The following is a 26,437-nucleotide window of genomic DNA, read 5'->3' on the forward strand; positions in this document are numbered from 1 at the left end:
CTGTGCTGGTGGTGATTGTAGAAGCCGGTTTTCCGAGCCGGTGGCGCCGACTCCCTTCCCCTGCGGCGTTCCGCTTGATATGAGTAACGAACCAGTTCGTACATTAACCGGGAGTCCGCCGTGCGCACCTGCATCGCCACCGTCTCGCTCAGCGGCTCGCTCACCGAGAAGCTCACGGCCGCGGCCCGCGCCGGATTCGACGGTGTCGAGATCTTCGAGAACGACCTGCTCGCCGGCCCGCTGACCCCGGAGGAGATCCGCGCCCTCTGCGCCGACCTCGGCCTGACCATCGACCTGTACCAGCCGATGCGCGACATCGAGGCGGTGCCCGACGACGTGTTCGCGCGCAACCTGCGCCGCGCCGAGCACAAGTTCCGCGTCATGCGGCGGCTCGGCGCCGACACCCTCCTCGTCTGCTCCAGCGTCTCCCCGCTCGCCCGGGACGACGACGCGCTCGCCGCGGAGCAGCTGGCGCGCCTCGCGGACCGGGCGGCCGAGTCCGGGATCCGGGTCGCCTACGAGGCGCTCGCCTGGGGCCGCCACGTCAACACGTACGACCACGCCTGGCGCATCGTCGAGGCCGCGGACCGTCCCGCGCTCGGCACCTGCCTCGACAGTTTCCACATCCTCGCCCGCGGCGCCGGTCCCAAGGAGCTCGAAGGGATCGAGGAGATCCCCGGCGACAAGATCTTCTTCCTGCAACTGGCCGACGCGCCGCGGCTCGCGATGGACGTGCTGCAGTGGAGCCGCCACTACCGCTGCTTCCCCGGACAGGGCGACCTGGATGTCGCCGGACTGCTGCGGCACGTGCTGCGCGCGGGCTATTCCGGGCCGCTGTCCCTGGAGGTCTTCAACGACGTGTTCCGGCAGGCCGAGGCCGGGCCCGCCGCCGTCGACGCCCATCGCTCGCTGCTCACCCTGCGGGAAGCCGGGGGAGAGGGGAACCTGCCCGCGCCCGTCGTCCCCACCGGCGTCGCCTTCGCCGAACTCGTCACCCCCGACATCGCCCCCGCCACGGAACTGCTCACCGCCCTCGGCTTCACCCGCACCGGCCGCCACCGCGGCAAGCCCGTCGACCTGTGGGAGCAGGGCGAGGCCCGCATCCTGCTCAACACCGGGCCCGCCGCCCGCCGCGACGGCACCGTCGTCGCCGCCGTCGGCCTGGAGAGCCCCGACCCGGCCGGCGCCGCCCGGCGCGCCGAGGCGCTGCTCGCCCCGGTCCTGCCACGCCGCCGCGCCACCGGCGACGTCCTGCTCGACGCCGTCGCCGCGCCCGACGGCACCGAACTCTTCTTCTGCGCCACCGGCCGGCCCGAACTCCCCGACTGGAAGGCGGACTTCGCGCCCACCGGTGAGCAGCCCGCGACCGACGACGTGCTCCGCGTCGACCACCTCGCGCTCACCCAGCCCTGGCACCAGTTCGACGAGGCCTCGCTCTTCCACCGCGCGGTCCTCGGCCTCGACGCCCGGGCCAGTGTCGACGTCGCCGACCCGTACGGACTGCTGCGCAGCCGTGCCTTCTCCACCGCCGACGGCACCGTCCGGTTCGCCCTCGGCGTCGGCCCGGGCCCCGCCGACGACCGCGACCGGGCCCAGCACATCGCCCTCGCCACCGACGACGTGGTCACCGCCGCCCGCCGCTTCCGTGCCGCCGGCGGCCGGATCCTCGCCGTGCCCGGCAACTACTACGACGACCTCGCGGCCCGCCACGAGTTCGCCCCCGGCGAGCTGGAGACCTACCGGGAACTCGGCATCCTCTACGACGAGGACGACCACGGCACCTTCCGGCACTGCTACACCCGTACCCTCGGCCGGGTCTTCTTCGAACTCGTCCAGCGCGACGGCGGCTACCGCGGGTACGGCGCGCAGAACACCCCGGTGCGGCTCGCCGCGCAGCACGACTCGGGCGGGGTGGCCGGACGCTGACGGAGCGTCACGTCAGGTCACGGATTTGCCTCTATCTCATCCGTTCCCAAGAAACCCCGCATACGCTCAAGGCGCGACATGTCCGAACGCCGACGGGCCGTCCTGACGGGGAGTGCGATGACGAAGGCGAAGTTCCCGGCCGGCCGGGCCCTCGCCGTCCTGCCGTACGCGGTGATGGGCGTGGTGGTGATCACCGAGTTCGTGACGCCCACCGGGTTCGGGCTGCTGTCCCTCATGGCGCTCGGCCCCGCCTTCGCGGGACTGAGCGGCGGCAAGCGCCGCACCGCGCGGATCGGGGCCTTCGCCGTCCTGCTGTGCGTCGTGCTCGCCGCGTCCGACGGGACCCTCGGCAAGCGCCGCGTCTACATCGCCTCCATCAGCGTCGCCGGAGTCACCGCGGCCGCCCTCGGCGCGGTCGTGATGCGCGAGCGCCGCGACGCCGAACTCGCCAGCGTCCGCTCCATCGCCGAGGTCGCCCAGCGCGTCCTGCTGCGGCCGGTCCCGCGCGTCGCCGGTGCCCTGCGCGTCGCCGTCTCCTACACGTCGGCCGTCGCACAGGCGCGCATCGGCGGCGATCTGTACGAGGTCGTGGTCGCCCCCGGCGGCACCCGCGTCATCATCGGCGACGTCCAGGGCAAGGGCCTGGAGGCCGTCGAGACCGCCGCGCTGGTCCTCGGCGCGTTCCGCGAGGCCGCCCACGACGAGGCCGAACTGGCCGGACTCGGCAAGCGCCTGGAGCGCGCCCTGGAGCGGGAACTGCTGGGGGAGCGGTTCGTCAGCGCCCTGCTCGTCGAGGTGGCCGCGGGCGACCGCGAGGCGACGTTCCTCAACTTCGGGCACCCGGCCCCGCTGCTCGCCCGCGCCGACGGCACCACCGAGTTCCCCGAACCGCCGCACTTCGCCCTGCCCCTCGGCCTCGGCGTGCACGGCGGCGACGAGCCCGTACCGTACGCCGTCCCGTTCGCCCCCGGCGACCAACTGCTCCTCTACACGGACGGGGTGAGCGAGGCCCGCGACGGGGACGGCACGTTCTATCCGCTGGAGGACCGGGTCTCCTTCCTCAAGGACACCGACCCCCAGGCCGCCCTGGAGCGGCTGCGCACCGATCTCGTCGAGCACGCGGCGGGCCCGCTGCACGACGACGCGGCCATGCTGCTGCTGCGCCACCGCGAGGACTGAGCCGCCGCCAGGGGAGTGACGCGCGCGGACGAGCCTCCAGACGTCCGGAAGGTCGCGATCCACAATGGTGCGTTCGACCCCTTCTCCCACTGGAGTGCGCCGTGTCCGCCCAGCAGAAGCCGTACGCAGGCCAGAACATCGAGGTCACCTTCGAACCGGGCCGCTGCCTGCACGCCGCCGAGTGCGTCGGCGGTCTCCCGGAGGTCTTCGACACCTCCCGCCGCCCCTGGATTCTGCCGGACGCGGCGGACGCCCCGCAGGTGGCGGAGGTCGTCCGCCGCTGCCCGTCGGGCGCGCTCACCTACCGCCTCGCCGACGGCACCGCGGAGGAGCCGCAACGGCCGACGAGCATCGCCAGGACCGCGTCCGGCCAGCTCGCCGTGCGCGGGGACCTGGAGACGCGGACAGGCGCGGGTCCCCGGCGGGAGACCCGCGCCCTGCTCTGCGCGTGCGGCGCGAGCGCTCATCAGCCGTACTGCGATCACTCAGGTCCCTGCGGCGGGGAAGGCTGAGGGCGGACGACGACCGGCGCCGCCGCTCAGGACTCCAGCCGCAGCGAGATGTCCGCGAGGTGGCGGCCCTGGTAGCGGGCCGCTTCGAGCACGGCCTCGTCCGGGCCCTCGCCGCCGCCGCTCGGCCAGCTCACGCCGTAGGGGTTGCCGCCCGCGTTGAAGATCAGCGGGTCGGTGTAGCCGGGCGGCACGATGACGCAGCCCCAGTGGTAGAAGACGTTGTTCAGCGCGAGGATCGTCGACTCCTGGCCGCCGTGCCGGTTCATCGCCGACGTGAAGCTGGTGGCGGGCTTGTTGTGGAAGACACCCGCGTTCCACAGCCCACCGGTCGTGTCGATGAACTGCTTCAGCTGCGCGGTCGGCGTGCCGAACCGGGTGGGCGTGCCGAACGCGTACGCCGTCGCCCACTCCAGGTCCTCCAGGGTCGCCTCCTGCACCGAGTCCTTGGTCGCGTCGACATGCGCGCGCCAGGCCGGGTTGGCGTCGATCGCGGAGTCCGGCGCCAGCTCGGGCACCCGCCGCAGCCGCACCTCGGCATTCCTGCTCCGGGCGCCTTCGGCGACGGCTTCCGCGAGAGCGTGGACGTTGCCGGTGGCGCTGTAGTAGACGACGGCGACACGTGCTTGCATCGGGTTCTCCTCACACGGGGAAATGCGGCGTTACGGACATCCTCGCCCGGTGCGGCGTGTGGCGAACGGGGCCTTGGGCCAGGGGAGTGAGGCCCTTGGTCCCGGCCGCCCCCCCGGCTCAGGTCCCGGTCCCTCGCCCGGCCTCGCGGGCGATCCGCTCCTGCCGCTCCCGGAGCTCCTCCCACCAGGCCGGGTCGTGCGAGGGCAGTGAGTCGTTGTCCTGCCGGTACCCCACCTCCCCGTCCAGCCCCTCGCGCAGGATGTCGGCGTGTCCCGCGTGCCGCTGGGTGTCGGACAGCGTCCGGACCAGCGCGTGGTGCAGGGTGATCGCGGCGCGCTCCGCGGGCCACCACGGCACCGTGCCGGTCGTGTCGAGCGGCAGGTCGCGGACGGTGGCGTCGGCCAGGGCCCAGGCCCGGCGGTAGCGCTCCACGATCAGCTCCCGCGACTCGTCCGCGGCGGCGAACATGTCCGCGTTGGGATCCGCGCCCTCCTTGAAGTCGGGCAGCGGCTCGTCGTGCGGCCGGCCGAACGTGTCGCGGAGATAGCCCAGTTCCACACCGGTGAGGTGCTTGATCAGGCCCAGGAGGTTGGTTCCGGTCCCGGTGAGGGGGCGGCGCACGTCGTACTCGCTCAGCCCGTCCAGCTTCCACACCAGCGCCTCACGGGCGTCCTGGAGGTAACGCAGCAGGTCGCTCTTGTGATCGGTCTCGGTCATGGGGGCAGTCTGCCGGGGCGCGGACCGGCGCTCCATGGGTTTCGATGGACGGGTGCGACACGACCAGCAAGGCCCGCCGGGCGACCCGCTGAGCGGGCTCCTCGACCAGGTGCGCAGCAGCCTGCGCGACCTGGGCGGTGGCGCGCCCGCCTCGTACATCCCCGAACTGAGCCGGGTCGACCCGGACCTGTTCGGCCTCAGCCTGTGCGCCCTCGACGGGCAGGTCTACGGCAGCGGCGACACACAGGCGCCGTTCACCGTCCAGTCCGTGTCGAAGCCCTTCGTGTTCGCGCTCGCCCTCGCCGACCGCGGTCTGGAGGAGGTGCTCACCCGGGTGGGCGCCGAGCCGAGCGGCGAGGCCTTCAACTCCATCCGGCTCGAACCCGGTACCGGCCGGCCGCCGAACCCGATGGTCAACGCCGGTGCCATCGTCACCACATCACTCGTCGCGGGAGACACCCCCGAGGCCCGCTTCGACCGGATCCTCGACGGGCTCAGCGCCTTCGCCGCCCGGCCGCTCGCCGTCGACGAGGCCGTCTACGCGTCCGAGCGCGCCACCGGCGACCGCAACCGCGCCCTCGCCTACCTCATGCACAACGCGGGCTCCCTCACCGGCGACGTCGAGGACCAGCTCGACGTCTACTTCCGGCAGTGCTCCGTCCTCGTCACCAGCGACGACCTCGCCGTCATGCACGCCACCCTCGCCGCGGGCGGCATCAACCCCGTCTCCGGCGACCGCGTCGTCGCCCCGCGCCACGCCCAGCACGTCCTCGCCGTCATGGCGACCTGCGGCATGTACGACGCGTCGGGCCAGTGGATGCTCCAGGTCGGCATGCCCGCCAAGAGCGGCGTCTCCGGCGCCATCGGGGTCGCGCTGCCCGGCCAGTTCGGCATCGGTGTGTTCAGCCCGCCGCTGGAGGAGAAGGGCAACAGCGTGCGCGGCATCGCCGCCTGCCATCTCCTGTCCGACCAGTTCGGGCTGCACCTGATGCGGGCCAGCGTGCCCGAGCGGCGGCCGATGCCGCCCCGCTCGCTCGACCCCGCGCCGCTGCGCTCCCTGCGGCACCGCCCGCGCGACCAGCGGGCCGCCCTCGAAGCCCACCCGAACCGCATCCGCGTCCATGTCATGCAGGGCGATCTCGACTTCGCCACCGCCGAGCAGACCCTGCGCGCCGCCCGCGAACTCCCCGCGGCCGTAGGGTGGTTCGCGCTCGACCTCACACGTGTGGGGCGCATCGAACCCGTCGCCGCCGATCTGCTGCGCGCCCTCGGCCAGGACCTGGGCCGCCGGGACGTGCGCATGGTCCTCGCCGATCCCGACCAGCGCCAGGCCATGGTGCACGCCGCCGACGAGTTCCCCGACCTCGGCCGCGCCCTGGAGTCCTGCGAGGACGCCTTCCTGAGCGGCCTGGGCCTCGACCCGGCCGCACCGGTGCCGCTCGCCGACTGCGACCTGTTCGGCCGGGTCGACCCGGAGCTGCGGGCCCTCCTCGCCGACGCCTTCGACACCCTGCGCCTCGCCGACGGGGAGAGCGTCGCACCCCCGGCTCGTCAACTGCGCGAACGCATCGTCCTCTGGTACGTCGAATCCGGCCGCCTCGCCGTCTGCGCCGACGCCGCCAAGGCCGTACCCGCCCTGCGCACCTGGTCCGCGGGCCCCGGCGCCGCGCTCACCCCCGCCGACTTCCCGGCGCGCATCACCCGCCGGGTCCTCGCCGAGAGCGACACCGTCTGCCGCACCCTCACCGCCTCCGGCCTGGTACGCCTGCGCTCCCTCGCGCCCGATGCCGTGGCCCATCTCGAACGGGCCCCGCTGGAGGGCGCGGACACGGTCGACCGGCCCGACGGCGGATAGTCACGCGCCGCGCCTGCGCCTGCGGGCCGCGACCGCCTGCGGGTCGATCTCCGGATGCGACCACGCGGCCGCCAGCGCCAGTGACTCGGCGCGCCCGTCCGCGACATGGCCGAGGGCGAGCGCGGCCGCCCGGTCCGCGGCCCCGGCCGCGATCGCCTCGTACAACTCCTCGTGCTCCGCGCACTGACGGGCCGCGTCCCGCTGCGCCGTGAGCCGGAACAGCCAGAGCGTGCGCGCCTCCAGCGGCCGCATCATGCTCGTCAGGAGCGGGTTGTCGGCCAGCTCCACGATGTCGGTGTGGAAGCCCGCGTTCGCCGCCGCGATGGCGGCCCGGTCCCGGCGCCGGGTCGCCGCGCGCGCCGCGTCGAGCCGGCTCGCGAGCCGCGCGAGACCATCGGCGTCGGCCCGCTCGGCCGCGAGCCGCGCCGCCAGGGACTCCAGCGACTCCCGTACGTCGAACAGATCACGGACGTCGGAGGGCGTGAACGGCGACACCAGGGCCCCGCGCCGCGGCACCAGGACCACGAGCCCCTCCGCCTCCAGGCGGCGCAGCGCCTCGCGCAGCGGGATCCGGGAGACCGCCAGCTCCGCCGCGAGATCGCGCTCCACCAGCCTTTCACCGGGCTGGAGTTGAGCCTCCACGATGCGCCGCCGCAGCGTGTCGTACGCACGGTCGCGCAGCGAGCCGCGCTCCGCGCCCGCCGCCTGTGCCGCTGTCACCAGGGTCTCCTCCGCTCGGGTCCGGATCTCACAGTAAGCGGACCGCGGGGGAGTGCGCGCAGTGCTAACCGGCCGCTAACACGCGGGCAACATGCGCCTCCCAGACTGAGGGCGCGTAACGGTATACCACTAACGGGCCCACGGGCCCCCCTTGGGAGGCACCTCAGTGGCACACACCCCTCTCCGCACGCCGGGCGCGCTGGCGGCCGGAGCCTGTCTCGCCCTGCTCACCGGATGCGGCGGCGCGTCCTCCGCGCAGGACGCGGCGAAAGGCTCCGGCGGCGACCTCAAGGTCGGTGTCCTGTTCCCCGGTTCGCTCTCCGACGACGGGTTCATGGAGTCCGCCCACCGCGGCTATCAGCGCGCCGCGAAGCAGCACTCGGGCAAGGTCGCGTTCAGCAAGGTCGAGCAGGTGCAGGCCGCCGACTACGAACAGGCGCTCGTCCGCTTCGCCACCACGTCCGACCTGGTGATCTCGCTCGGCGGGCAGACCGACGCCGCCGTGCGCAAGGTCGCCGCCCGCTTCCCCAAGGTGAAGTTCGCCGAGATCGGCGGCCCGGCCGATGCCGAGCCCACCGCGAACCTCGCCCTCTACGACCCGCAGCAGGCCCAGGCCGCGTTCCTGTCCGGCGCCGCGGCCGCCCTGCTGTCGAAGAAGGGCACCGTCGGCTTCGTCGGCGGCGCCGAACTGCCCGCCATCGTCAACGCGGCCAAGGAGTTCGAGCGCGGCGCCGAGGCCGCCGACCCGAAGGTCGAGGTGCTCGCGCCGCAGTACGTCGGCGACTTCAACGACGCCGCCAAGTCCAAGCAGTCCGCGCTCGCCGACTACGGCGCGGGCGCCGACGTGCTCGGCCAGGTCCTCAACCTCGGTCACAAGGGCATCGCCCAGGCCGCCGCGGGCCGTGGCGGGCGCCTCGTCGGCGGCCCCCTGGCCCACGACTGCGGCAGCGACAGCGCCTACGCCGGATACGTCGAGACGGACATCGGTGCCGAGATCGAGTACGCCACCGACCAGTTGGTGAAGGGGGCCTGGAAGGCGGAGTCGGTGCACTTCGGCCTCACCTTCGACACCCCGCACAACGACCTGGTGCTGTGCGGCTCCGGCGACGAGGTGACCGCCGCCGAGAAGAAGCTCGACGCCATCAAGGCGAAGCTCGCGTCCGGGGAGATCACCACCCGATGACGCACGCGGCACCCGCACTCCAGATCACCGCGCTCGCCAAGTCCTACGGCGGCGTACGGGCGTTGGACGGCATCGACCTCGTCGTGCGACCCGGCACCGTGCACTGCGTGCTCGGTGAGAACGGCGCCGGGAAGTCCACCCTGTGCCACGCCGTCGGCGGCTCCCTCGTCCCGGACACGGGCACCCTCAGCCTCTACGGGGGGACCTACGCGCCGCGCCGCCCCGCCGACGCGCTCGCCGCCGGAGTCGCCCTCGTCCACCAGCACTTCAGCCTCGTCCCCACCCTCACCGTCGAGCAGAACCTGCGGCTGCTGCGCCTGCCCAACCTCCACGACGGGCTCGCGCGCGTCCGGGACGAGTACGGCCTCGACGTCCGGCTCGACGCCCGGATCGAGGAACTGCCGGTGGCCGCGCGCCAGCAGGTCGAGATCGTCAAGGCGCTGCTGCGCGCGCCGCGACTCCTCGTCCTCGACGAACCCACCGGCGTCCTCGGCCCGGCGGAGACCGACGCGCTGCTCGCCACCTGCCGGAGCATCGCCGACGCGGGCGGCGCCGTCGTCCTCGTCACCCACAAGCTCGGCGAGGCCCTGCGTGCCGGGGACGAGGCCACCGTGCTGCGCGGCGGACGCGTCGCGGGCGGCGGCCCGCTCGCCGAACTCGGCACCCGGCAACTGGTCCCGATGATGATCGGCCGCGCCGCCGACTCCCTGGACCCGGCCCTCGCCGGAGCCGTCGGCCTCGCCGAACCGGTCGCCGTCGCCACCCGCGAGGCACCCCGGGCCGCAGGCTCCGCCCTCGCCCTGAGCGGCGTCACCCTGCGCCGCCCCGACGGCACCCACGCCCTCGACGGCGTCGACCTCGACATCGGCCACGGCGAGATCGTCGGCATCGCCGGCGTCGAGGGCAACGGGCAGAGCGAACTCATGGCCCTGCTCGGCGGCTCCCGCGCAGCGGACAGCGGCCGCATCGCCCTCGACGGGCGGGACATGACCGGCGCGGGCCCCGCCGCCCGCACCCGGGCCGGGCTCGGCGTCGTGCCCGAGGACCGCCATCACGAGGGCTGCGTACCGGAGTTGTCGATCGCCGAGAACCTGCACCTCGGGCAGCTCGGCCGGTTCCGCACGTGGGGCGTCGCCCTCGACCGGGCCGCGCTGGCCCGGGCCGCCACCGACGCGATCACCGCACACGGCATCCGCGCCCCGGGGCCGGACGCGCCGATGTCCGCCCTCTCCGGCGGCAACCAACAGAAGGTCGTCCTGGCCCGCGAACTGGCCCTGGACCCGCTGGTCGCCCTCGCCGCCGCCCAGCCGACCCGCGGCCTCGACATCGGCGCCGTCGACGCCGTGCACTCCCGGATCAGGGAAGCCGCCGCACGCGGCGCCGGAGTGCTCCTCGTCTCCGCCGAACTGGACGAACTCCTCGCCCTGAGCGACCGCGTCCTCGTCGCCTACCGGGGCCGCCTCCTCGGGCCCGTCGACCCGCGCGACCCCGAGGCCCGCGACCGGATCGGGGAGCTGATGGTGGGCGCCACACCGGCGTAGGAAGCCGTACCGGCACCGGCCGAGCCCTGACGCGCGTACCCACCGCACCCGCCCCACACCCCGCCCCGACCTCCCGAGGAACCCCGTGACCGCCACCACCACCGCGTCCCCACCGGGCCGCCGGCCGGGTCCGCGCCCCGCCGACCTGGCCCGGCACCCCGTCTCCGTCGCCGTTCTGGCCGCCCTGCTCGCCCTCGGCGCCGGCATCCTGCTCGTCGTCGCGGCCGGCGCCGACCCCGCCACCGCCTGGGCCGCGCTCGACGAGGGCATGTTCGGTTCCCCGTACGCCATCGGCAGCTCCCTGAACTCCGCCGCCGTCCTGGCCCTGATCGCCACCGGCTTCACCGTCGCCCACCGCGCCGGACTCGTGAACGTCGGCGGCGAGGGACAGCTCTGCGCGGGCGGCACCGCCGCGGCCGCCACCGGACTCGCCCTGCCCGCCGCCGTCCCCGGCGCGCTCGGCGTGCCCCTCGTCCTGCTCGCCGGATTCCTCGGCGGGGCCGCCTGGGCGGGCATCGCCGCCTGGCTGAAGGTACGGCGCGGCACCAGCGAGGTGATCACCAGCCTGCTCCTCAACTTCATCGGGCTCGGCCTCGTCTCGGTGTCCGTCCACGAAGCGGCCCTGCTGCGCCAGCCCGTGACCTCCTCGGAGACCCTGCCGCAGTCCGCGCCGCTCCCCGCAGGCGCCCAACTGCCCCTGATCGGCGGCGCCGAGTCGCCCGCCACGGCCGTCGTGATCATCGCCGCCGTCCTCGCCCTCGGCGTCGGAGCCGCCCTCCGGCACACCGCGACCGGGGTGCGGCTGCGCGCGGTCGGGCACTCGCCGGCCGCGTCCGCCCGGCTCGGGCTGCCCGTCGCCCGCCTGGAGGGCGGCTCGCTCGCCTTCGCCGGCGGCCTCGCCGGGCTCGCGGGCGCCGCGCTGATCGCCACCGCCCCGTACGTGCTCGCCGAGAACTTCTCCTCCGGCTACGGCTTCTCCGGCCTCGTCGTCGGACTGCTCGCCCGGGGCTCGCTGACCGCCGTCGCCGCCGCCAGCCTGCTCTTCGGCTTCCTCACCAGCGGCGGCATCAACCTCCAGCTCGCCGCCCAGGTGCCCGCCCAGACCGTCCAGATCGTGCAGAGCCTGCTCGTGCTGTTCATCGCCGCCGCCATGCTGATCACCCACCGGACGAGGAGCCGCTCATGAGCGCCGTCGTCGACGAACTCGCCTCCGGCGGCGTCCGCATGGCGCTGCCGCTGCTCCTCGCCTCCTCCGGCGAACTGCTCAGCGAACGCGCGGGCGTCCTGAACCTCTCCGTCGAGGGCATGATGCTCACCGGCGCCTTCGCGGGCGCCGCCGGAGCCCACGCCTCCGGCAGCGCGGGCGTCGGCGTGCTCACCGCACTCGCCGCGGGCCTCCTCTTCGCCGCCCTCCAGGCGCTCCTCAGCGTCACCCTGCGCGCCGACCAGATCGTCACCGGCATCACCGCCAACGCCCTCGCCCTCGGCGCGACCACCTACGGCTCCCGGCTGCTGTTCGGCGACGGCAGCCGCAGCGCCCTGCCCGGCTTCGACCCGCTGCCCGTGCCCGGACTGCACGCGATCCCCGTCCTCGGACCCGCGCTCTTCGAGCAGACGATCCTCGGCTACGCGGCGTTCGCGATCACGGCGCTCCTCGCCCTCACCCTGAGCCGCCGCACGACCTGGGGACTCGCCGTCGACGCCGTCGGCGAGGACGCGCTCACCGCCGACCGGTGCGGGCTCCCCGTCCGCTCGATCCGCTACGCCGTCGTCCTGCTCACCGGCGCCACCTCCGCCCTCGCGGGCGCCCACCTCGCCCTCTCCGAAGTGCACGCCTTCAGCGACAACATCACCGGAGGCATCGGCTATCTCGCGGTCGTCGCCGTCATCGCGGGCCGCTGGCGCGCCTGGCCGACCCTGCTGGCCTGCCTCGTCTTCGGCCTCGCCCAGTCGCTCCAGTTCGCGGCCCCCGCCCTCGGCCTGCACCTGTCGGCACCCCTGCTCGTCACGCTCCCGTACGTGTTCGCGCTGCTCGCCGTGAGCGGCCTCGTGGGCCGCAGCCGCGCCCCCTCGGCCCTCACCGTGCCCTTCCTGCGCGGCAGTTGACCTGCCTCCGCACCCGCACCCGTATGTCCCACGTCAGGAGTACCCGCACCATGACCCTGATCCTCACCCGGTCCACCATCCGCGAGCTGCTGGCCGACCAGGTCGAGGAGGTGGAGGCGGCCGTGGCCCGCGCCCACCGCGACCTCACCCTCGGCAGGGCCGTCCTGCCCGCTCCGCCCGCCCTCCGGCTCCCGGGCACCCAGGGCACCTTCCTCGCCATGGCCGCCGCCTCCGCGCCCGACGGCCTCGCCGTCGTCAAACTCCTCGCCGACCTCCCCGGCAACCGGGACCACGGCCTCCCCGTCCAACGCTCCGCGGTCCTCGCCACCGACACGGACACCGGTGCCTGCCACGCCCTGCTCGACGGCGCCGAACTCACCCGCGTCCGCACCGCCGCCGCCACCGCCGTCGCCACCCGCGCCCTCGCCCGCGCCGACGCCGGCACCCTCGGCCTGATCGGCACCGGCCCCCTGGCCCGCGCACACGCCAGGGCCCTGCTTCCCGGCCGCCCCTACGAGCAGGTCGTGCTCTGGGGCCGCACCCCGGCCGGCGCCCACGACCTCGCCTCCTGGATCACGGCCGAACTCGGCGTCCCCGCCAAGGCCCTGGACGGCCCACGCGCCGTCACCGAGGCCTGCGACGTGCTGTGCACCCTCACCCCGTCCCGCGAACCGCTCGTCGAGGGAGCCTGGCTGACGCCCGGTCAGCACATCAACGCGGTCGGCGCACCGCCCCGCCCCGACCACCGCGAACTCGACACGGAGGCGGTGCGACGCTGCCGGATCGTCGTCGACGCCCACGACACGGCCCGCACCAAGTCCGGCGAGGTCCTGATCCCGCTCGCCGAGGGCGCGCTGCGCGAGGACGACTTCCGCACCGAACTCGGCGACGTCCTCACGGGCACCGCACCCGGCCGCACCGCCGACACCGACCTGACCCTCTTCAACTCCGTCGGCGTGGGCCTCCAGGATCTCGCCGTGACCCGGCTGCTCACCGACCTCGCCGAGCGGAAGGGCCTCGGCATCCACGTCGATCTCGGGGCCTGACGGCCGCCCACGCCCGCCCCCATAATGACCGCGTGACCCTGCCCCCGGAGATCAACTCGATCAACTCCCCTGTGACGGAACGTGTTTCGGTGGTCGTCGTCGGCGCGGGCCCCGCCGGGCTCACCGTCGGCAACATCCTGCGCGCCGCCGGTGTCGACTGCGTGGTCCTGGAGTGCGAGACCCGCGCGTTCATCGAGCACCGGCCGCGCGCGGGCGTCATCGAGGAGTGGGCGGTGCGCGCCCTCGACCGGCGCGGCCTGGCCACACCCCTCCTGACGCGCGCCGAACGGCACACCGCCTGCGCCTTCCGCTTCGAAGGAGAACAACACCGCCTTGACTACCACGCGCTGACGGGCAGTCACCACTACGTCTACCCGCAGCCACTGCTCGTCACGGACCTGGTCCGCGAGTACGCCGACGTGCGCGGCGGCGACATCCGCTTCGGCGTGCGCGACGTCACGCCGCACGACGTGGAGTCCGACCACCCGGCCGTCTCCTACACCTGCCCCGACACCGGACGGCGCCGTCTGCTGCGCTGCGACTTCGTCGCGGGCTGCGACGGGGCCCGCGGCGCCACCCGGGCCGCGCTGCCCGCGGGCCGCGTCCGCACGGCCCGGCACGACTACGGAATCGGCTGGCTCGCCCTGCTCGCCGAGGCGCCGCCCTCCGCGGACTGCGTACTGTTCGGGGTGCACCCGGACGGCTTCGCCGGACAGATGCCGCGCAGCCCCGAGGTCACCCGCTACTACCTCCAGTGCCCGCCCGGCGACACCCCGGACGCCTGGCCCGACGACCGCATCTGGGACCGGCTGCACCGCCGCCTCGCCGCCTCCGGGACCGCGCCCCTGGCCGAGGGCCGCCTCGTCGAGAAGCGGATCCTGGACATGCACGACTACGTCGTCGAGCCGATGACCGTCGGCCGGCTCCTGCTCGCCGGGGACGCCGCCCATCTCGTCGCCCCCATCGCGGCCAAGGGCATGAACCTGGCCCTGCACGACGCCTTCCTCCTCGGCGACGCGCTCACGGCCCGCCTCACCGGCCCCGACCCCGACGGCACCGCCCTGACGGACTACTCGCCCACCTGCCTGCGCCGTGTCTGGGACTACCAGGAATTCTCCCAGTGGCTGTCGGAGGTGTACCACGGCGCCGCCGCGGGGGACCCGTTCCGTACGGGCACGAGCCTGGCCAGGCTGCGCCGCCTGTTCACCTCGCCGCGGGCCGCCGCCGCGTTCGCCGAGCAGTACCTGGGCACGGCGGGTCGCTACTGATCCCCGCGGAGGGGCGTTCCGGGCCGCCGCGCGCAGATGTCGACGTGCCGATATGGTGACGAAGCGGTACACCGGAGAGTCATATGGGCCCTGCACACGAGCCGGACATCGGCCTCGAAGAGCGACTGCGGCTGACCGGCATGGGCAGCTTCGACTGGGACCTGGAGGGCGGCGCTCTCCGCCTGGACGACAACTGCCTGGCCGTCCTCGACCTGCCCCGGGAAGAGTTCCGGGACACGGCGGAGTCCGTGCTGTCACGGATGCCGCCCGAGGAGGCCGTCCGGGTCACCGCGGTCATCAACGAGGCGGTCGCGACCGGCAGCGACGTCTACGGCGCGTACTTCCAGATCGCCATGCGGGACGGCACCGCACGCCTCACCCATGTCTCGGGCCGCGTCCTGCGCGACGCGGGCGGGCGGGCCGTGCGGATCGTCGGCGTGGTGCGCGCCGCCCCGCACGAACCGGCCGAGCTGGCCGGACTCGACGGGGCCGACGGCAAGCGCCGCCGGGTGGCCCTCATGGTGCAGGGCACCACCGAGGCGCTGTCCCGGGCCGTGACCGTCGACGACGTCGTGGCCGTGCTGTCCGGCGCCGGCGGCCTCGACCGGTTCGCCGCCGACGGGCTGGTCCTCGGCCTGGTCGAGGGCTCCGACCTGAAGCTGATCGCCCTGGTGGGCCAGTCGATGCAGGCCCTCGACGAACTCAAGCTGCACCAGATCGACGACTCCCTGCCGCTCGCCGAGGTGGTCATGAACCGGCAGCCCCGGTTCGTCGGGGACCTGTCCGACCTCGCCCACCGGTTCACCCGTCTGGCCCCCTACATCGACCGGCTCAGACTGGAGGCCGCGGCGTTCCTGCCGCTGGTCGCCCAGGACCGCGCCATCGGCGGGCTCGCCCTGTTCTACCGGGGCCGCCGGGAGTTCTCCGACGCCGACCGCAACCTCTGCATCGGCCTGTCCGGCATCGTCGCGCAGTCCCTCCAGCGGGCCATCCTCTTCGACGAGGAACGCGACCTGGCCCGCAGCCTCCAGTCCACGATGCTGCCCAAGTCCGTCCCCGAGGTCCCCGACACCGAACTCGCCGTCCGCTACCACGCCGCGTGGGGCGGCCGTCAGGTCGGCGGTGACTTCTACGACGTCGTCGTGCTGCCGCGCGGCCGGTTCGGCATCGTCGTGGGCGACGTCGAGGGACATGACACCCACGCGGCCGCGATCATGGGCCAGCTCCGGATCGCGCTGCGGGCGTTCGCGGGCGAGGGACACCCGCCCGCCACGGTGCTCTCGCGGGCCTCCCGCTTCCTCGCCGAACTGGACACGGACCGCTTCGCCACGTGCACGTACGCCCAGTTCGACCCCGCCACCGGCATCGTCCGCGCCGTGCGGGCCGGACATCTGCCCCCGCTCGTGCGGCACACCGACGGCCGGGTCGGCATTCCCCGGCTGCGCGGCGGACTGCCCCTGGGCCTGGCCACCGAGTTCGAGCAGGACGACTTCCCCGAGACCCGACTCGACCTCGTCCCGGGCGAGACCCTCGTGCTCTGCACCGACGGCCTCGTCGAGGAGCCCGGCGCCGACATCGACGACGGGCTGCGCGCACTCGCCGACGCGCTCGGCGCCGGGCCGCCCACGGCCGAGCAGGTCGCCGACCACCTCTCCCGCTCCCTGTGGGAGAAGTGGGGCAGCGGCGACGACGTGGCACTGGTCGTGCTGCGCCGGGTGCCGGACTCGGGCACGCCCCAGGCGCCCCGCATGCACCGCTACGTCCACCAGGCGGACCCGGAGGGCCTGGCCGACGCGCGGGCCGCCCTGCGCGAACACCTCACCGCGTGGGGGCTCGGCGTCATGGCCGACGACGTGGAGACCGCCGCCGGCGAACTGCTCGTCAACGCCCTCATGCACACCGAGGGCGGCGCCGTGCTCACCCTCGAAGTGCTCGCCGGACCGCCGCGCGTCGTCCGCCTGTGGGTCAAGGACCGCTCCAGCTCCCGCCCCCACCGGCGCACACCGGGGGAGACGGCCACCTCCGGACGCGGCATGGTCATGGTGGAGGCGATGGCGTCGCGCTGGGGAGTCGAGCCGCGCGGCGAGGGCAAAGCGGTGTGGTGCGACTTCACCGTGCCCGACTCCTGAGCGCGCGCCGTCGCGTCAGCGCAGCTTGTTCACCGCCGTCACCGTCGTCTTCTTGAAGGCGGCCACCGGCGCCTGCGCGAAGGAGCCCATCTCACCCCACTGGACGACCGTCACGACCGCGCCGTCCCGGCCGACCGAGAACAGGTTGATGTCGGAGGCGCCCCAGGAGGCCTCGGTGTGCACGCCGTAGACGTACGCACCCTCCTCCACGGACAGCTTGCCGTAGTACTTCTGCGTGGCGGTGACCTCGGGGTCCGCCGCCGTCACGTCCTTCGCGCAGTTGTCGAGATGCCGGCGCAGCAGCGCCACGAACGCCTTGGCCGCCTGCGCGTCCCGCTCGACGACCGTCACCTGGAGCGCGCCGGTGTCGAGGTCGGTGCGGTAGACGCGGTGCACCGAGATCGACGGCAGTGCGTCGCCCACGCACAGCGGCAGCGGGTCGGGCTGCCCGGCGGTGACCGGTCCCGCGGTCCAGGCGGACGAGGCGTGCGGCGGCAGTTCGGACGGCGACAGGAAGCGGGGCGTGCCCGCCGCCGACGCCGGGGCGGCCAGGGCGGCGACCGCCACGACGGCCGCCGCCGCACCCGCCGCGAACAGGGTCCGGTTCTCTCGTACGTTCATCGGTGTCATCCCCCGTGTAGGTCGTTCGGCCGGACCACCCGGCCCCGGCGTCTCGCGCCGTACCCGTTACGACCCGCGACCCGCCGGATGCGTTGCCCGCCCTTTTGTCACAGGTTCGCCACCGATGTCACCGGCGCCGTCACCGGCGCCGTCACCGGCGCCGTCACCGGCGCCGTCACCGGCGCCGTCACCGGCGCAGGGTGCGGCCCGGGCGGGCGTCCGTCGTCGCGCCGGAGCGCAGCACGAACTCACCGGCCACGAGGACGTCCCGGACACCGGTCGCGTACTGCCAGGGATCGGCGAACGTCGCCGTGTCGGTGACCTGCTCCGGGTCGAGCACGACGAGGTCGGCGACCTGGCCGGGGGCCAGCGTGCCCCGGTCCGGCAGCGGCAGCCGGGATGCCGGGAGGGACGTCATCTTCCGTACGGCGTCGGCCAGTTCGAGCACCTTGCGCTCCCGGACGTAGCGGGCCAGGACGCGGGCGAAGGTGCCGAAGTTGCGCGGGTGGGGGTGGCCGTCGCCCGGCGCGTGCAGCACCCAGCCGTCGCTGGCGACCGCCGCGTCGTGGTGGCGCAGCACCGTCTCCACGTCCCGTTCCGCCATGGCGTGGTTGACGATCATGACCTCGCCCTGGTGCGCTGCGAGCACGTCGAGGACCGCGGCGGCGGGCTCGGTGCCCTCGTCCCGGGCGATGTCGGCGATGCTGTCGCCGACCCGGTCGCTGTAGCGGCCCGGGCCCAGCATCGCGAGGACGACGCCCTCGGGCAGGAAGGTCCGGCCGACGGCGGGCCGCAGATCGGCGAGGATCCGCTCGCGGGTCGCGGGATCGGCGAGCCGCTCGACGAGGGCGCCCGGGCCGCCGTCCATCGCCCAGTCGGGCAGCCGCGAGGTGAGGCGGGTCGAGGACGCGGTGTACGGGTACACGTCGCAGGCCACGTCCAGCCCGCGGGCGGCGGCCGCGTCGATCAGCGCGAGGGCGGTGTCGACCTTGCCGTGGTTGGCCGGGCCCATCGCCTTCAAGTGCGAGATCTGCAGCCGTACGTGGGATGCCTCGGCGACGCCGATCGCCTCCTCGACGGCCTCGACGAGCCGGTCGCCCTCGTCGCGCATGTGGGTCGCGTAGAGCAGCCCGTGCCGTGCCGCCTCGGTGGCCAGCGCGACGATCTCGTCCGTGGTCGCGAACGAGCCGGGCGCGTAGATGAGTCCGGTCGACATGCCGAAGACGCCCTGTTCGGCGGCGCGGGCCAACAGGGCGCGCATGGCGTCCAGTTCGGCGGGTCCCGCCGGGGTGCGGGCGGCGCCGGTCACCGCGGTGCGCAGGGCGCCGTGCCCGACCAGCGGGGCGACGTTCAGGGCGGGCCGCGCGGCGTCGACGGCCGCGGCGAACGCGTCGAGGTCCGTCCACTGGGCCCCGGCCAGCGTGCCGGGCCCGCCGTCCTCGGGCTCCTCGCCGGGCGCCGTCGGGAACGGCGACAGACCGCAGTTGCCGGTGACCACCGTCGTCACGCCCTGCCGCAGACAGGCCTCCGCGTCCGGCATCGCGAGCACGGAGAAGTCCGCGTGCGAGTGCAGGTCGATGAAGCCGGGGGTGACGGTGAGACCGGTCGCGTCGAGGACCGTTGCGGCCGTCGCCTCCGGATCGGGCGCGCCGACATGGGCGATGCGGCCGTCGCGTACGCCGATGTCGGCGCGGCGCGGGGCGGCGCCGGTGCCGTCGATCACGGTGGCGCCGGTGATCAGCACGTCGTACGGGGCGGTGGGATCGGTCATGTCGGATCACTTCCTGAGGAACGCGGGGGAGCGGGTCGGGCGGCGGACTGGGGTGTCACAGGATGAGGATGAGCAGAACGGCGTAGAGCGCGCACGCCGGGACGAGCAGCGCCCAGCCGGTGCCGAGCAGATAGGGGAGCCGGGTGGCGCGGGCCATGCCCATGGCGCCGACCATGTTGGCGTTGGGCAGCGGGCCGTAGGTGTCCGCCTTCGAGGCCCACAGCAGGATGACGACCCAGGCGGCCGGGGTGATGCCCAGCTGGTCGCCGAGCGGGCCGAACACCTCGCCGATGAGGATGACCTGGGCCGCCGTCGCGCCCGGCACCCCCACCCAGCCGAGCGCCGCCACGGCGAGCGCGAACGGCACCGGAGACATGTCGCGCAGGCCGGGGCCGAACCGGTCGAGCACCACGTCGTACGGGTGCAGCAGGTCGATGAAGCCGAACAGGGCGGCGAGCATCCAGAACAGCAGCAGCATCGGCAGCATCCGGCGGGCGCCGGTCAGGACCGCTGCGGCGGCGCGCTTCGGGGAGAGCCCGGCGGCGGCCGCGGTCACCACGATGAGCAGCGGCAGGGCGATCAGCGGGAACGTGGTGTCCGCCTTCGTCGCCGTGGCGTAGCAGACGGTGGCGGCGAGCGCCGCGACGAAGGTCCACGTGGCCCGGCGGGTGCGGGCGGCCTCGTGCGGCGTGGGCTCGGCCTGCCGCTCCTCGGTGACCTCCTCCGGCCGGTAGTGGTCGCCCTGCGCGGCGCTGCGGCGCTGCACCCAGGGCACCACCACGGCGGCGAGCAGCAGCGACAGGACGGCGAGCGGGCCCGCGCCGACGGCCACGTAGGTGAGATAGCCGGTGTCGGCCGTGTTCATGATGGCGATGTTGGAGCCCGCGAAGGGTGCGAGCGCGAGACCCGCGCAGCCGCCGAGGAACATGGTCGCCGCCGTCGCCGAGCGGGTGAACCCGGCCCGCGCGGCGACCGGGACGAGCAGCGGCGCGGCGATGGCGAGCGCCCCGGCGAGGGTGCCGAGCCCGGCCACCAGGACCATGCAGGCCGCCATCATCCCGTACATCAGTACGGTCGTGCCGCGGCCGTCGGCGGTGCGCATGATGGCGCGTACGAGCGTGTCGGCGACGCCCGTGAGCAGCAGCACCTCACCTGCGGCAGACCCGAGCACGATGATCAGGCCGATGACGGTCACCGGGTCGGTCACGGAGGTGCCCAGGACGTCACCGGCCTGCCCGGGCGTGGGCAGGGCCACCAGGACGGCGCTCACCAGGGCGATGCCGGTCACGAGGACGAGGTCCAGGCCGGTGAGGGCGAGCACCGCGTACAGCGCGATCGGCAGCAGTCCCCAGACCGTGGGGGCGTTCGTGGTGAGGCCGGCGACCAGGCTCAGGACGAGCGCGAGGACGGCGGCGCCCAGGGCGAGCGGGCGGCGCAGGGGACGGGAGCGGGCGGGGGCGGCGTCCGGCGCCGCGGCTGTTCTGGGCATGGCAGGTCCTCGGCACGTGGTGAGGGGACTGAAGGGTGGTGGCCGGGTGCGGGGCCGACGGGTGCTGTTCCGCGCCCCTGATGAAGAGAGCCGCGCTCGCTCAGGGGTGTGACAGGCCGGTGAGCCCGTCGGCGTGCCGGGCGCCGCTCTCGGCAGCGATCTCGTCGAGCGTCTGGGCGTCGCGGACCGTCGCGAAGCGGACGCTTCCCCCGGCGTCCGTGGTGTATCCGTGCACACCGGGCCGGGGCAGGCTGTTGTAGGCCCAGGGCGTCGAGAAGTAGTAGGCGCCGGTGTCGCGCAGCACGACGAAGTCGCCCTCCGCCAGCGGCGGCAGCGCGCGGTCCTCGGCGACGACGTCCCCCGCGAAGCAGCACGGCCCCGCCACGTCCTGCGGCACGGGCGCGCCGCCCTTCGGCCGGCCCTGCGGGTCGAAGGCGCCGACCCGCAGCGGCCAGGCGCCCGGCATCAGCACGGTGCGGGTCGCCGTCTGCGCGCCCGCGTGCGTCACCGCGATCCGGCGGCCCCCGGCCTCCTTCGCGTACTCCACGCGGGCCGCGATGAAGCCGTTCTTGGCGAGCAGCGACCGCCCGAACTCCGTGACCAGGCCGTACCGGCCGTCGAACAGGCCCGGCTCCGCGGCGCGCAGGGCGCGCGTGTAGTCCTCATAGGTGGGACGCACGTCGTCGTCGGCGAAGTTCACGGGCAGGCCGCCGCCGATGTCCAGGCTGGTGACCTGCCGCCGGCCGACCGCCGCGTTGATCTCCTCGGCGAGCCGGTACGCCTCCGCGACGCCCTCGGCGATCAACTCCAACGGGCAGCCCTGCGACCCGACATGGGCGTGCAGCCGGGTCAGCCAGGGCCGCTCGGCGAACGCCCGCACCACGCGCTCGCGCGCGCCCGCGTCCCGCAGTGCGACGCCGAACTTGGACGTGGCGGTGGCGGTGCTCATCGCGCCGATCGAGCCCGAGCCGACCTGCGGGTTGACGCGCAGCCCGATCACGGACGCGCTGCCGGCCGGCCGCAGCGCGTCGACGCGCTCCAGCTCGTCGAGGTTGTCGGCGTTCAGCGCCACGCCCAGGGCCAGCGCCTCGGCGATCTCCTCGCGGGTCTTCGCGGGGGAGTCGAGGACGATCCGGTCGGGCGCGCAGCCGGCGTCCAGGGCGAGCCGCAGCTCGCCGGGGCTCGCCACCTCGCAGCCCATCCCCAGATCGGCCAGCAGCCGCAGGACGGGGATCAATGACGACGCCTTGACCGCGAAGGTGTGCAGTACGTCGGGGACCTCGCCGAACGCGGCGTGCAGCGCGGCGACGGACGCCCGGATGCCGTCGGTGTCGAGGAAGCCCGCGACGGGCTGCTCGGTGCCGACCAGCCTCCGGTCGACGGCGTGCCGCAGCACCGCGGCGACGCGCTCCTCTGCCGTACGCGGGTCAAGGAAGGTGGCGGAATCCAGAGTCACGGGGCGGCCTTCGTCACGGGAACGGGGGAGGTGCCCCGAGCCTGACCGCCGCCGAGCGGGCCCGTCTTCGTACCCCGGGCCAAAACAGCGGTCTTCTTTTGTGCACCGTTCCGAACACCCCCATGAAACGGGTCAAACCTCCGGAGCGTCCGGGGCGCCGTCCGAGGTGGCGAGCCGCATCGCGAGGGTGACGATCAGCCGGGTGTCCGGATCGTCGAGGTCGAGGCCGAAGCGCTCCCGCACCCGCTTGAGCCGGTACCGCAGCGTGTTGGGGTGCAGCACCAGACGCTGCGCCGCGCGCGATATGTCGCCCGCCGCGTCCAGATAGGCGGTGAGCGACCGGACCAGATCGCCCCCGGAGGCGATATCGGCGGCGACCATGTCGTGCACCGGACCGCCGTGCCGCTCCCACAGCGGCCGGACCGCGTCCAGGACCCGGAGCACCGCCACGCTCTGCCGCACGTCCTCGGGCCCCGCGTGCCGCAGCGGCGGCTCGTCGTCGGCCCGCGCGGCGCGCGCCTCGCGCTCCCGCAGGGCGCGCACGACCAGCCGGGCCTCCTCGGCGGACTCGGCGGCGGCCAGCGGCGAGTCCACGACCGGGCCCGCGCCGACCCGCACGGCCGGGGCGTCCGGCATCGCGGCGGCCAGGGAGGCGAGGTCCCGGGCGAGTGTCACCGCGTCCCGGTCCTGCCCGTCGGGCACCGGAAGCAGCACGGTGAGCCGGCGGCTCCCGCGCAGATAACGGGTGCCCGTCCGGTGGGCCCTGGCCTGGAGCGCGAGCGCCTGGAAGACGCGCTCGGGGAAGGGCGCGGTGGACTCCTCCTGCTCGGCGACGACCACCGCGCAGGGCGTCCGCACCGTGAGCCCGAGCGACCACAGGTGGGTGCGCCGGTCGCCTTCGTCGGACAGCAGCCCGCGCATCGCGTGCTGCTCGCGGCGCCGCTCGGAGCCGACGCGCAGCCGGTGCTGGAGCAGATACGGCACGGCGACCTCGGCGGCGCGGCGCAGCGCTTCCGGCGCCTCGGGCGTGAAACCGCCGCCGTCGGCGGCCGCCCAGATCGAGCCGAGCATCTCGCCGCCGTTGCGGATCGCGACGACGAGCCGCTCCGGATCGCCGCCCTGCGCGGCGCGGTGGATGACGTCGCGGGAACTCCACAGCGCGCGCAGCAGTCCGGCCCGCCGCAGCTCGGCCACCCGCCAGTCGGGGACCTTCCCGCCGAGGATCGTCGACTGCCGGACGGGATCGGCGTCGGGGCCGGTCGCGGAGTGCGCGAGCACCCGGAACAGGGTGTCCTCCACCGTGATCGAGGCGCCGCAGTACCGGGCGACCTCGGCGGCCAGTACGGCGAGCCCGCCGCCCGCGATGTCCCCCACGAGCCGGTCCCCGGTGCCGAGCGCCGCGAACGCGCACGCGGAACGGACCAGCTCGACGGCGTCCGCCCAGTCCGCCCACCCGGCCCGCACCAGCAGGCCCAGCCCGGTCTCGCGCGCGGCCGCGACGATCTCCTCCGGGGGCGGCCCGTCGCCGGTGTCCCTGAGGACGAGAGCGGTGACACCCCGCCGCGCCAGCTCCCGCACCCGCTCCGCCGCCACGGCCGGGTCCGGCGCGAGACCCGCCCCGAGCACGAGATACCCGTCGTGCGGCCGGACGGCGTCCTCGTCGCCGATGAGCACCCCGCGCACCGGGACGTCGGGCCCGGACGGGGCGAGGACGAGGCGCAGCACACCGTCCTCGTCCTGGTCGAGAACCTGGCGCAACGTGGCGTCCTGAGGCGGGTTGATCACAAGGGCAGGATACGAATCCGCTCCGGGCCGTTCGCCCGCACGGGCCGTGACTTTAGACCTTAAAACTTAGCACTCTGAATAAATGCCGCACGGTCGGGCATCCCATGAGAGGTGCGACATCAGGGGCGCACGCTCGGGGGCCGAGCGACAGGGGGCGCGAGGAAAGGAAGAGGCGGTCACGTGGCGAGGGACATGGTCGTGCGAGCGGCGGGCCCGCCCGGCCCCGGACACGCGCCGAAGCGGGTGTACGCCGTGCTCGGCGCCCTGGCGGCCCTGTACGTGATCGGCCCCGTGCTCAGGGCGGCCGCCGGACCGTCCCTCTCGCGCGAGCTCGGCGTGAGCCGGGAGTCGATGGCCGTGGGCGAGGTGCTCGGCGCCGTCGCCGGCATCGTCGCCCTCTTCGTCACCGGACGGGCGGGCGACCGGCTCGGCCGCCGCCGGGTGCTGGTCTGGTCGCTGGCCGCGTTCGCCACCGGCTGCCTGTTCGTGGCCCTCGTCGCGCAGCCCTCCGCGTACATCGCCGGACGCGTCCTGGTCACCATGGCCGCCTCCGCGATCTTCGTGACCTGCCTGGCCTTCGTCCCGTCCCTGTCGCTGCCCGGCCGGCTGCGCCGCATCATGGGCACCTGGCTCGCGGTCATGTCCCTGGTCTTCCTGGGTATCAGCAATGTGGCCTCGCTGATCGTCTCCGCCCTGGGCTGGCGGACCGTCTCCCTCGCCTTCGCCGTGCTCGCCGTCGCGGGCACCGTCGCCGTGCTGCGGATCGTGCCCGAGACGGCCGTCTCGGGCACCTCGACCCGCCTCGACGTGCTCTTCTCCGGCTGCCTCGGCGCGGCGGTGCTGCTGATCACCGGCCTCTATCTCGCGCCCGTACGCGGCTGGTCCGACCCGTGGGTCCTCGCGCCGCTCGCCGCGGCGCCCGGCGCCGTCGCCGCCGGTCTGCTGTGCTCGCGCAGCCGACGGCGCCTGACCGGCGCCCCGCTGCGCCAGCCCGGCACGGCACTTGCCGCCGGAGTCGTCCTCGGCTTCACCCAGATCGTCGTCGCCCTCGTCCTCCCGGCGCTGGTCCTCGCGGGCGGCGGCACGCGCACCCAGAGCGTCCTGGCCGTCTCCGCGTTCGGCCTCGGCGGCGCCGCCGCCTGCCTGCTCGCCCGGCGCACCGCCTTCACCCCGCTGACGGGCTGCTCACTCGGGCTGCCTCTCGCGGCGGTGGGCCTGGCCCTGCTGCACTCCGTCCCGGCGGGCGCGGGCCCGGCGACGGCCATGTGCTGCGCGATGTCCGCCCTGGTCGGCTTCGGCATCATGACCGCCCAGACCCCGCAGATGGCGGGCTTCCTCGCCGCGCTGCCGCACTCCCGCCTGGGCGCCTTCTCCGCGCTCCACCCGACCGCCATCGTCCTGGGCACGGCCGCCGCGCAGGCCATGCCCGCCACCTCGGTCCTGAGCAGCGGGCCGGCCTCCGCCGAGATCGGCGAACTGCTGTGGGTCGCCGTCGGCGTCGTGGCCGCCGCGGCGCTCGTCGTCGGACGGCCCGCCGTCGCCCTCGCCGTCGCGGGCACGGCCGGCCTGGAGTACCTGCTCCTCCGCGGCTTCGCCGGAGAGCAGGTGGCACAGCGGCCCGGCACCGTCGTCACCGCCCTCGCCATCGGCGTCCTCGCCGGTGTCCTGACGTTCCTGCGGCGCCAGCAGACCGAACGGCACGCCCGCACCGAGCAGGCCGCGGGCGCGCTGCAGCACGCCGTGCTGCACCCGATCCCGCCCCGGCTCGGCGGTCTGCGCCTCGCCGGCCTGTACCGGCCCGCCACCGTCGGCACCGGGATCGGCGGCGACTTCCTCGAAGCCGTCGACACCCCCTTCGGCACCCGCATCCTCGTCGGCGACGTGCGCGGCAAGGGCATGCCTGCCGTACAGACCGTCACCGACGTCCTCGGCGCCTTCCGGTGCCAGGCGCACGAGGTCGCGGACCTCGGGGAACTCGCCGCCCGCCTGGACCGGCAACTGGTGCGCGCCGCGGGCGCCCGCGGCGACGAGGAACTGTTCGCCACCGCCGTCCTGATCCAGCACGGAACCGGCGGCGACGCGGTGGAGGTCGTCAACTGCGGCCACCTCGCGCCCCTGGCCGTCTCCCGGCGCAGCGTGCGCGAGATCGCCGTACCGGCCCTGCTGCCGCTCGGCTTCGGCGCCCTCGGCGACGACCTTCCGCGGCCGTCCACGGTCGGACTAGCCCCCGACGAGACGCTCCTGCTGCACACCGACGGGCTCAGCGAGGCCCGCAACTCCTCCGGCGAGTTCTACCCCCTCGCCGAACGCCTGGAGGTGGCCGCCGGCACCGAACCGGGCGCGCTGGTGACCCACCTCAACAGGGACGTCCACGACTGGACCCACCACCTCACCGACGACATCGCCGTCGTCGCCCTCACCCGCGAGACGGCGGCCGCGCCGCGCTCCCGGCACGCGGACCTGTCCCTGGCCTGACGACCCGTCATTGTCAGTGGCACCAGGC

The 26,437-nt window shown here is 74.5% G+C and carries 20 protein-coding genes; 12 read left to right on the plus strand and 8 right to left on the minus strand.

What is annotated here, in order from left to right; translation table 11 throughout:
• The first annotated feature begins 120 nt into the window (after positions 1-120).
• From K377_RS21120 to K377_RS21130, 3 genes are all read left to right on the plus strand, one after another.
• A complete protein-coding gene (locus K377_RS21120) occupies positions 121-1,926 on the plus strand; it encodes a bifunctional sugar phosphate isomerase/epimerase/4-hydroxyphenylpyruvate dioxygenase family protein (protein WP_111665005.1) in 1,806 nt (601 codons plus the stop codon).
• Positions 1,927-2,043: 117 nt separating this feature from the next.
• On the plus strand, positions 2,044-3,105 hold the full coding sequence (locus tag K377_RS21125) for a PP2C family protein-serine/threonine phosphatase (protein WP_111665006.1): 1,062 nt from the start codon (positions 2,044-2,046) through the stop codon (positions 3,103-3,105).
• 101 nt (positions 3,106-3,206) lie between these two features.
• The gene (locus K377_RS21130) at positions 3,207-3,617 is read left to right on the plus strand and encodes a (4Fe-4S)-binding protein (RefSeq protein ID WP_111665007.1); all 411 of its coding nucleotides are present in this window, start codon (positions 3,207-3,209) and stop codon (positions 3,615-3,617) included.
• Between the two features lie 26 nt (positions 3,618-3,643).
• Here K377_RS21130 and wrbA read toward each other — a convergent pair whose 3' ends face one another.
• Positions 3,644-4,246 (minus strand): NAD(P)H:quinone oxidoreductase, encoded by a 603-nt coding sequence (gene wrbA, locus K377_RS21135; RefSeq protein ID WP_111665008.1) that lies wholly within the window; start codon positions 4,244-4,246, stop codon positions 3,644-3,646.
• A gap of 118 nt (positions 4,247-4,364) precedes the next feature.
• Positions 4,365-4,964, minus strand: coding sequence for a DinB family protein (locus tag K377_RS21140; protein ID WP_111665009.1), 600 nt, complete (start codon positions 4,962-4,964; stop codon positions 4,365-4,367).
• A gap of 52 nt (positions 4,965-5,016) precedes the next feature.
• On the opposite strand from K377_RS21140, the gene glsA reads away from it, so the two are divergent.
• Positions 5,017-6,819, plus strand: a complete 1,803-nt coding sequence (gene glsA / locus K377_RS21145) for a glutaminase A (RefSeq protein ID WP_161194995.1) — start codon at positions 5,017-5,019, stop codon at positions 6,817-6,819.
• On the opposite strand, the gene K377_RS21150 is transcribed toward glsA, so the two are convergent.
• Positions 6,820-7,539, minus strand: coding sequence for a GntR family transcriptional regulator (locus K377_RS21150; protein WP_111665011.1), 720 nt, complete (start codon positions 7,537-7,539; stop codon positions 6,820-6,822).
• Between the two features lie 166 nt (positions 7,540-7,705).
• On the opposite strand from K377_RS21150, the gene K377_RS21155 reads away from it, so the two are divergent.
• The 7 genes from K377_RS21155 to K377_RS21185 all read left to right on the plus strand — a co-directional run bounded on the left by K377_RS21155 (position 7,706) and on the right by K377_RS21185 (position 16,812).
• On the plus strand, positions 7,706-8,722 hold the full coding sequence (locus K377_RS21155) for a BMP family ABC transporter substrate-binding protein (RefSeq protein ID WP_111665012.1): 1,017 nt from the start codon (positions 7,706-7,708) through the stop codon (positions 8,720-8,722).
• Complete coding sequence (locus K377_RS21160; protein WP_111665013.1) at positions 8,719-10,263, plus strand: ABC transporter ATP-binding protein; 1,545 nt, start codon at positions 8,719-8,721, stop codon at positions 10,261-10,263. Before K377_RS21155 ends, K377_RS21160 begins: the two co-directional genes overlap by 4 nt.
• Before the next feature lie 85 nt (positions 10,264-10,348).
• A complete protein-coding gene (locus K377_RS21165; protein WP_111665014.1) occupies positions 10,349-11,449 on the plus strand; it encodes an ABC transporter permease in 1,101 nt (366 codons plus the stop codon).
• Complete coding sequence (locus K377_RS21170) at positions 11,446-12,369, plus strand: ABC transporter permease (protein WP_111665015.1); 924 nt, start codon at positions 11,446-11,448, stop codon at positions 12,367-12,369. Before K377_RS21165 ends, K377_RS21170 begins: the two co-directional genes overlap by 4 nt.
• 50 nt (positions 12,370-12,419) lie before the next feature.
• The gene (locus K377_RS21175; protein WP_111665016.1) at positions 12,420-13,415 is read left to right on the plus strand and encodes an ornithine cyclodeaminase family protein; all 996 of its coding nucleotides are present in this window, start codon (positions 12,420-12,422) and stop codon (positions 13,413-13,415) included.
• Between the two features lie 38 nt (positions 13,416-13,453).
• A complete protein-coding gene (locus K377_RS21180) occupies positions 13,454-14,683 on the plus strand; it encodes a 4-hydroxybenzoate 3-monooxygenase (protein ID WP_202454735.1) in 1,230 nt (409 codons plus the stop codon).
• Positions 14,684-14,766: 83 nt separating this feature from the next.
• Positions 14,767-16,812 carry a SpoIIE family protein phosphatase gene (locus tag K377_RS21185; protein WP_111665017.1) on the plus strand — a complete coding sequence of 682 codons (2,046 nt, stop codon included), beginning with the start codon at positions 14,767-14,769 and terminating at the stop codon, positions 16,810-16,812.
• A 15-nt stretch (positions 16,813-16,827) separates the two neighbouring features.
• On the opposite strand, the gene K377_RS21190 is transcribed toward K377_RS21185, so the two are convergent.
• From K377_RS21190 to K377_RS21210, 5 genes are all read right to left on the minus strand, one after another.
• Entirely contained in the window at positions 16,828-17,433 is a 606-nt protein-coding gene (locus K377_RS21190) for a hypothetical protein (protein WP_181512613.1), read from the minus strand.
• A gap of 187 nt (positions 17,434-17,620) precedes the next feature.
• A complete protein-coding gene (locus K377_RS21195) occupies positions 17,621-19,204 on the minus strand; it encodes an amidohydrolase family protein (protein ID WP_111665019.1) in 1,584 nt (527 codons plus the stop codon).
• 55 nt (positions 19,205-19,259) lie between these two features.
• On the minus strand, positions 19,260-20,693 hold the full coding sequence (locus K377_RS21200; protein WP_202454711.1) for a permease: 1,434 nt from the start codon (positions 20,691-20,693) through the stop codon (positions 19,260-19,262).
• 100 nt (positions 20,694-20,793) lie between these two features.
• Complete coding sequence (locus K377_RS21205) at positions 20,794-22,143, minus strand: diaminopimelate decarboxylase (protein ID WP_202454736.1); 1,350 nt, start codon at positions 22,141-22,143, stop codon at positions 20,794-20,796.
• 138 nt (positions 22,144-22,281) lie between these two features.
• Entirely contained in the window at positions 22,282-23,934 is a 1,653-nt protein-coding gene (locus K377_RS21210; protein WP_111665021.1) for a PucR family transcriptional regulator, read from the minus strand.
• Between the two features lie 180 nt (positions 23,935-24,114).
• Between K377_RS21210 and K377_RS21215 the strand changes: the two genes are divergently transcribed.
• A complete protein-coding gene (locus K377_RS21215) occupies positions 24,115-26,409 on the plus strand; it encodes an MFS transporter (RefSeq protein ID WP_146614747.1) in 2,295 nt (764 codons plus the stop codon).
• The last annotated feature ends 28 nt before the right edge of the window (positions 26,410-26,437 follow it).

The sequence above is a fragment of the Streptomyces sp. PsTaAH-137 genome, from assembly GCF_003259365.1.
Lineage (GTDB): Bacteria > Actinomycetota > Actinomycetes > Streptomycetales > Streptomycetaceae > Streptomyces.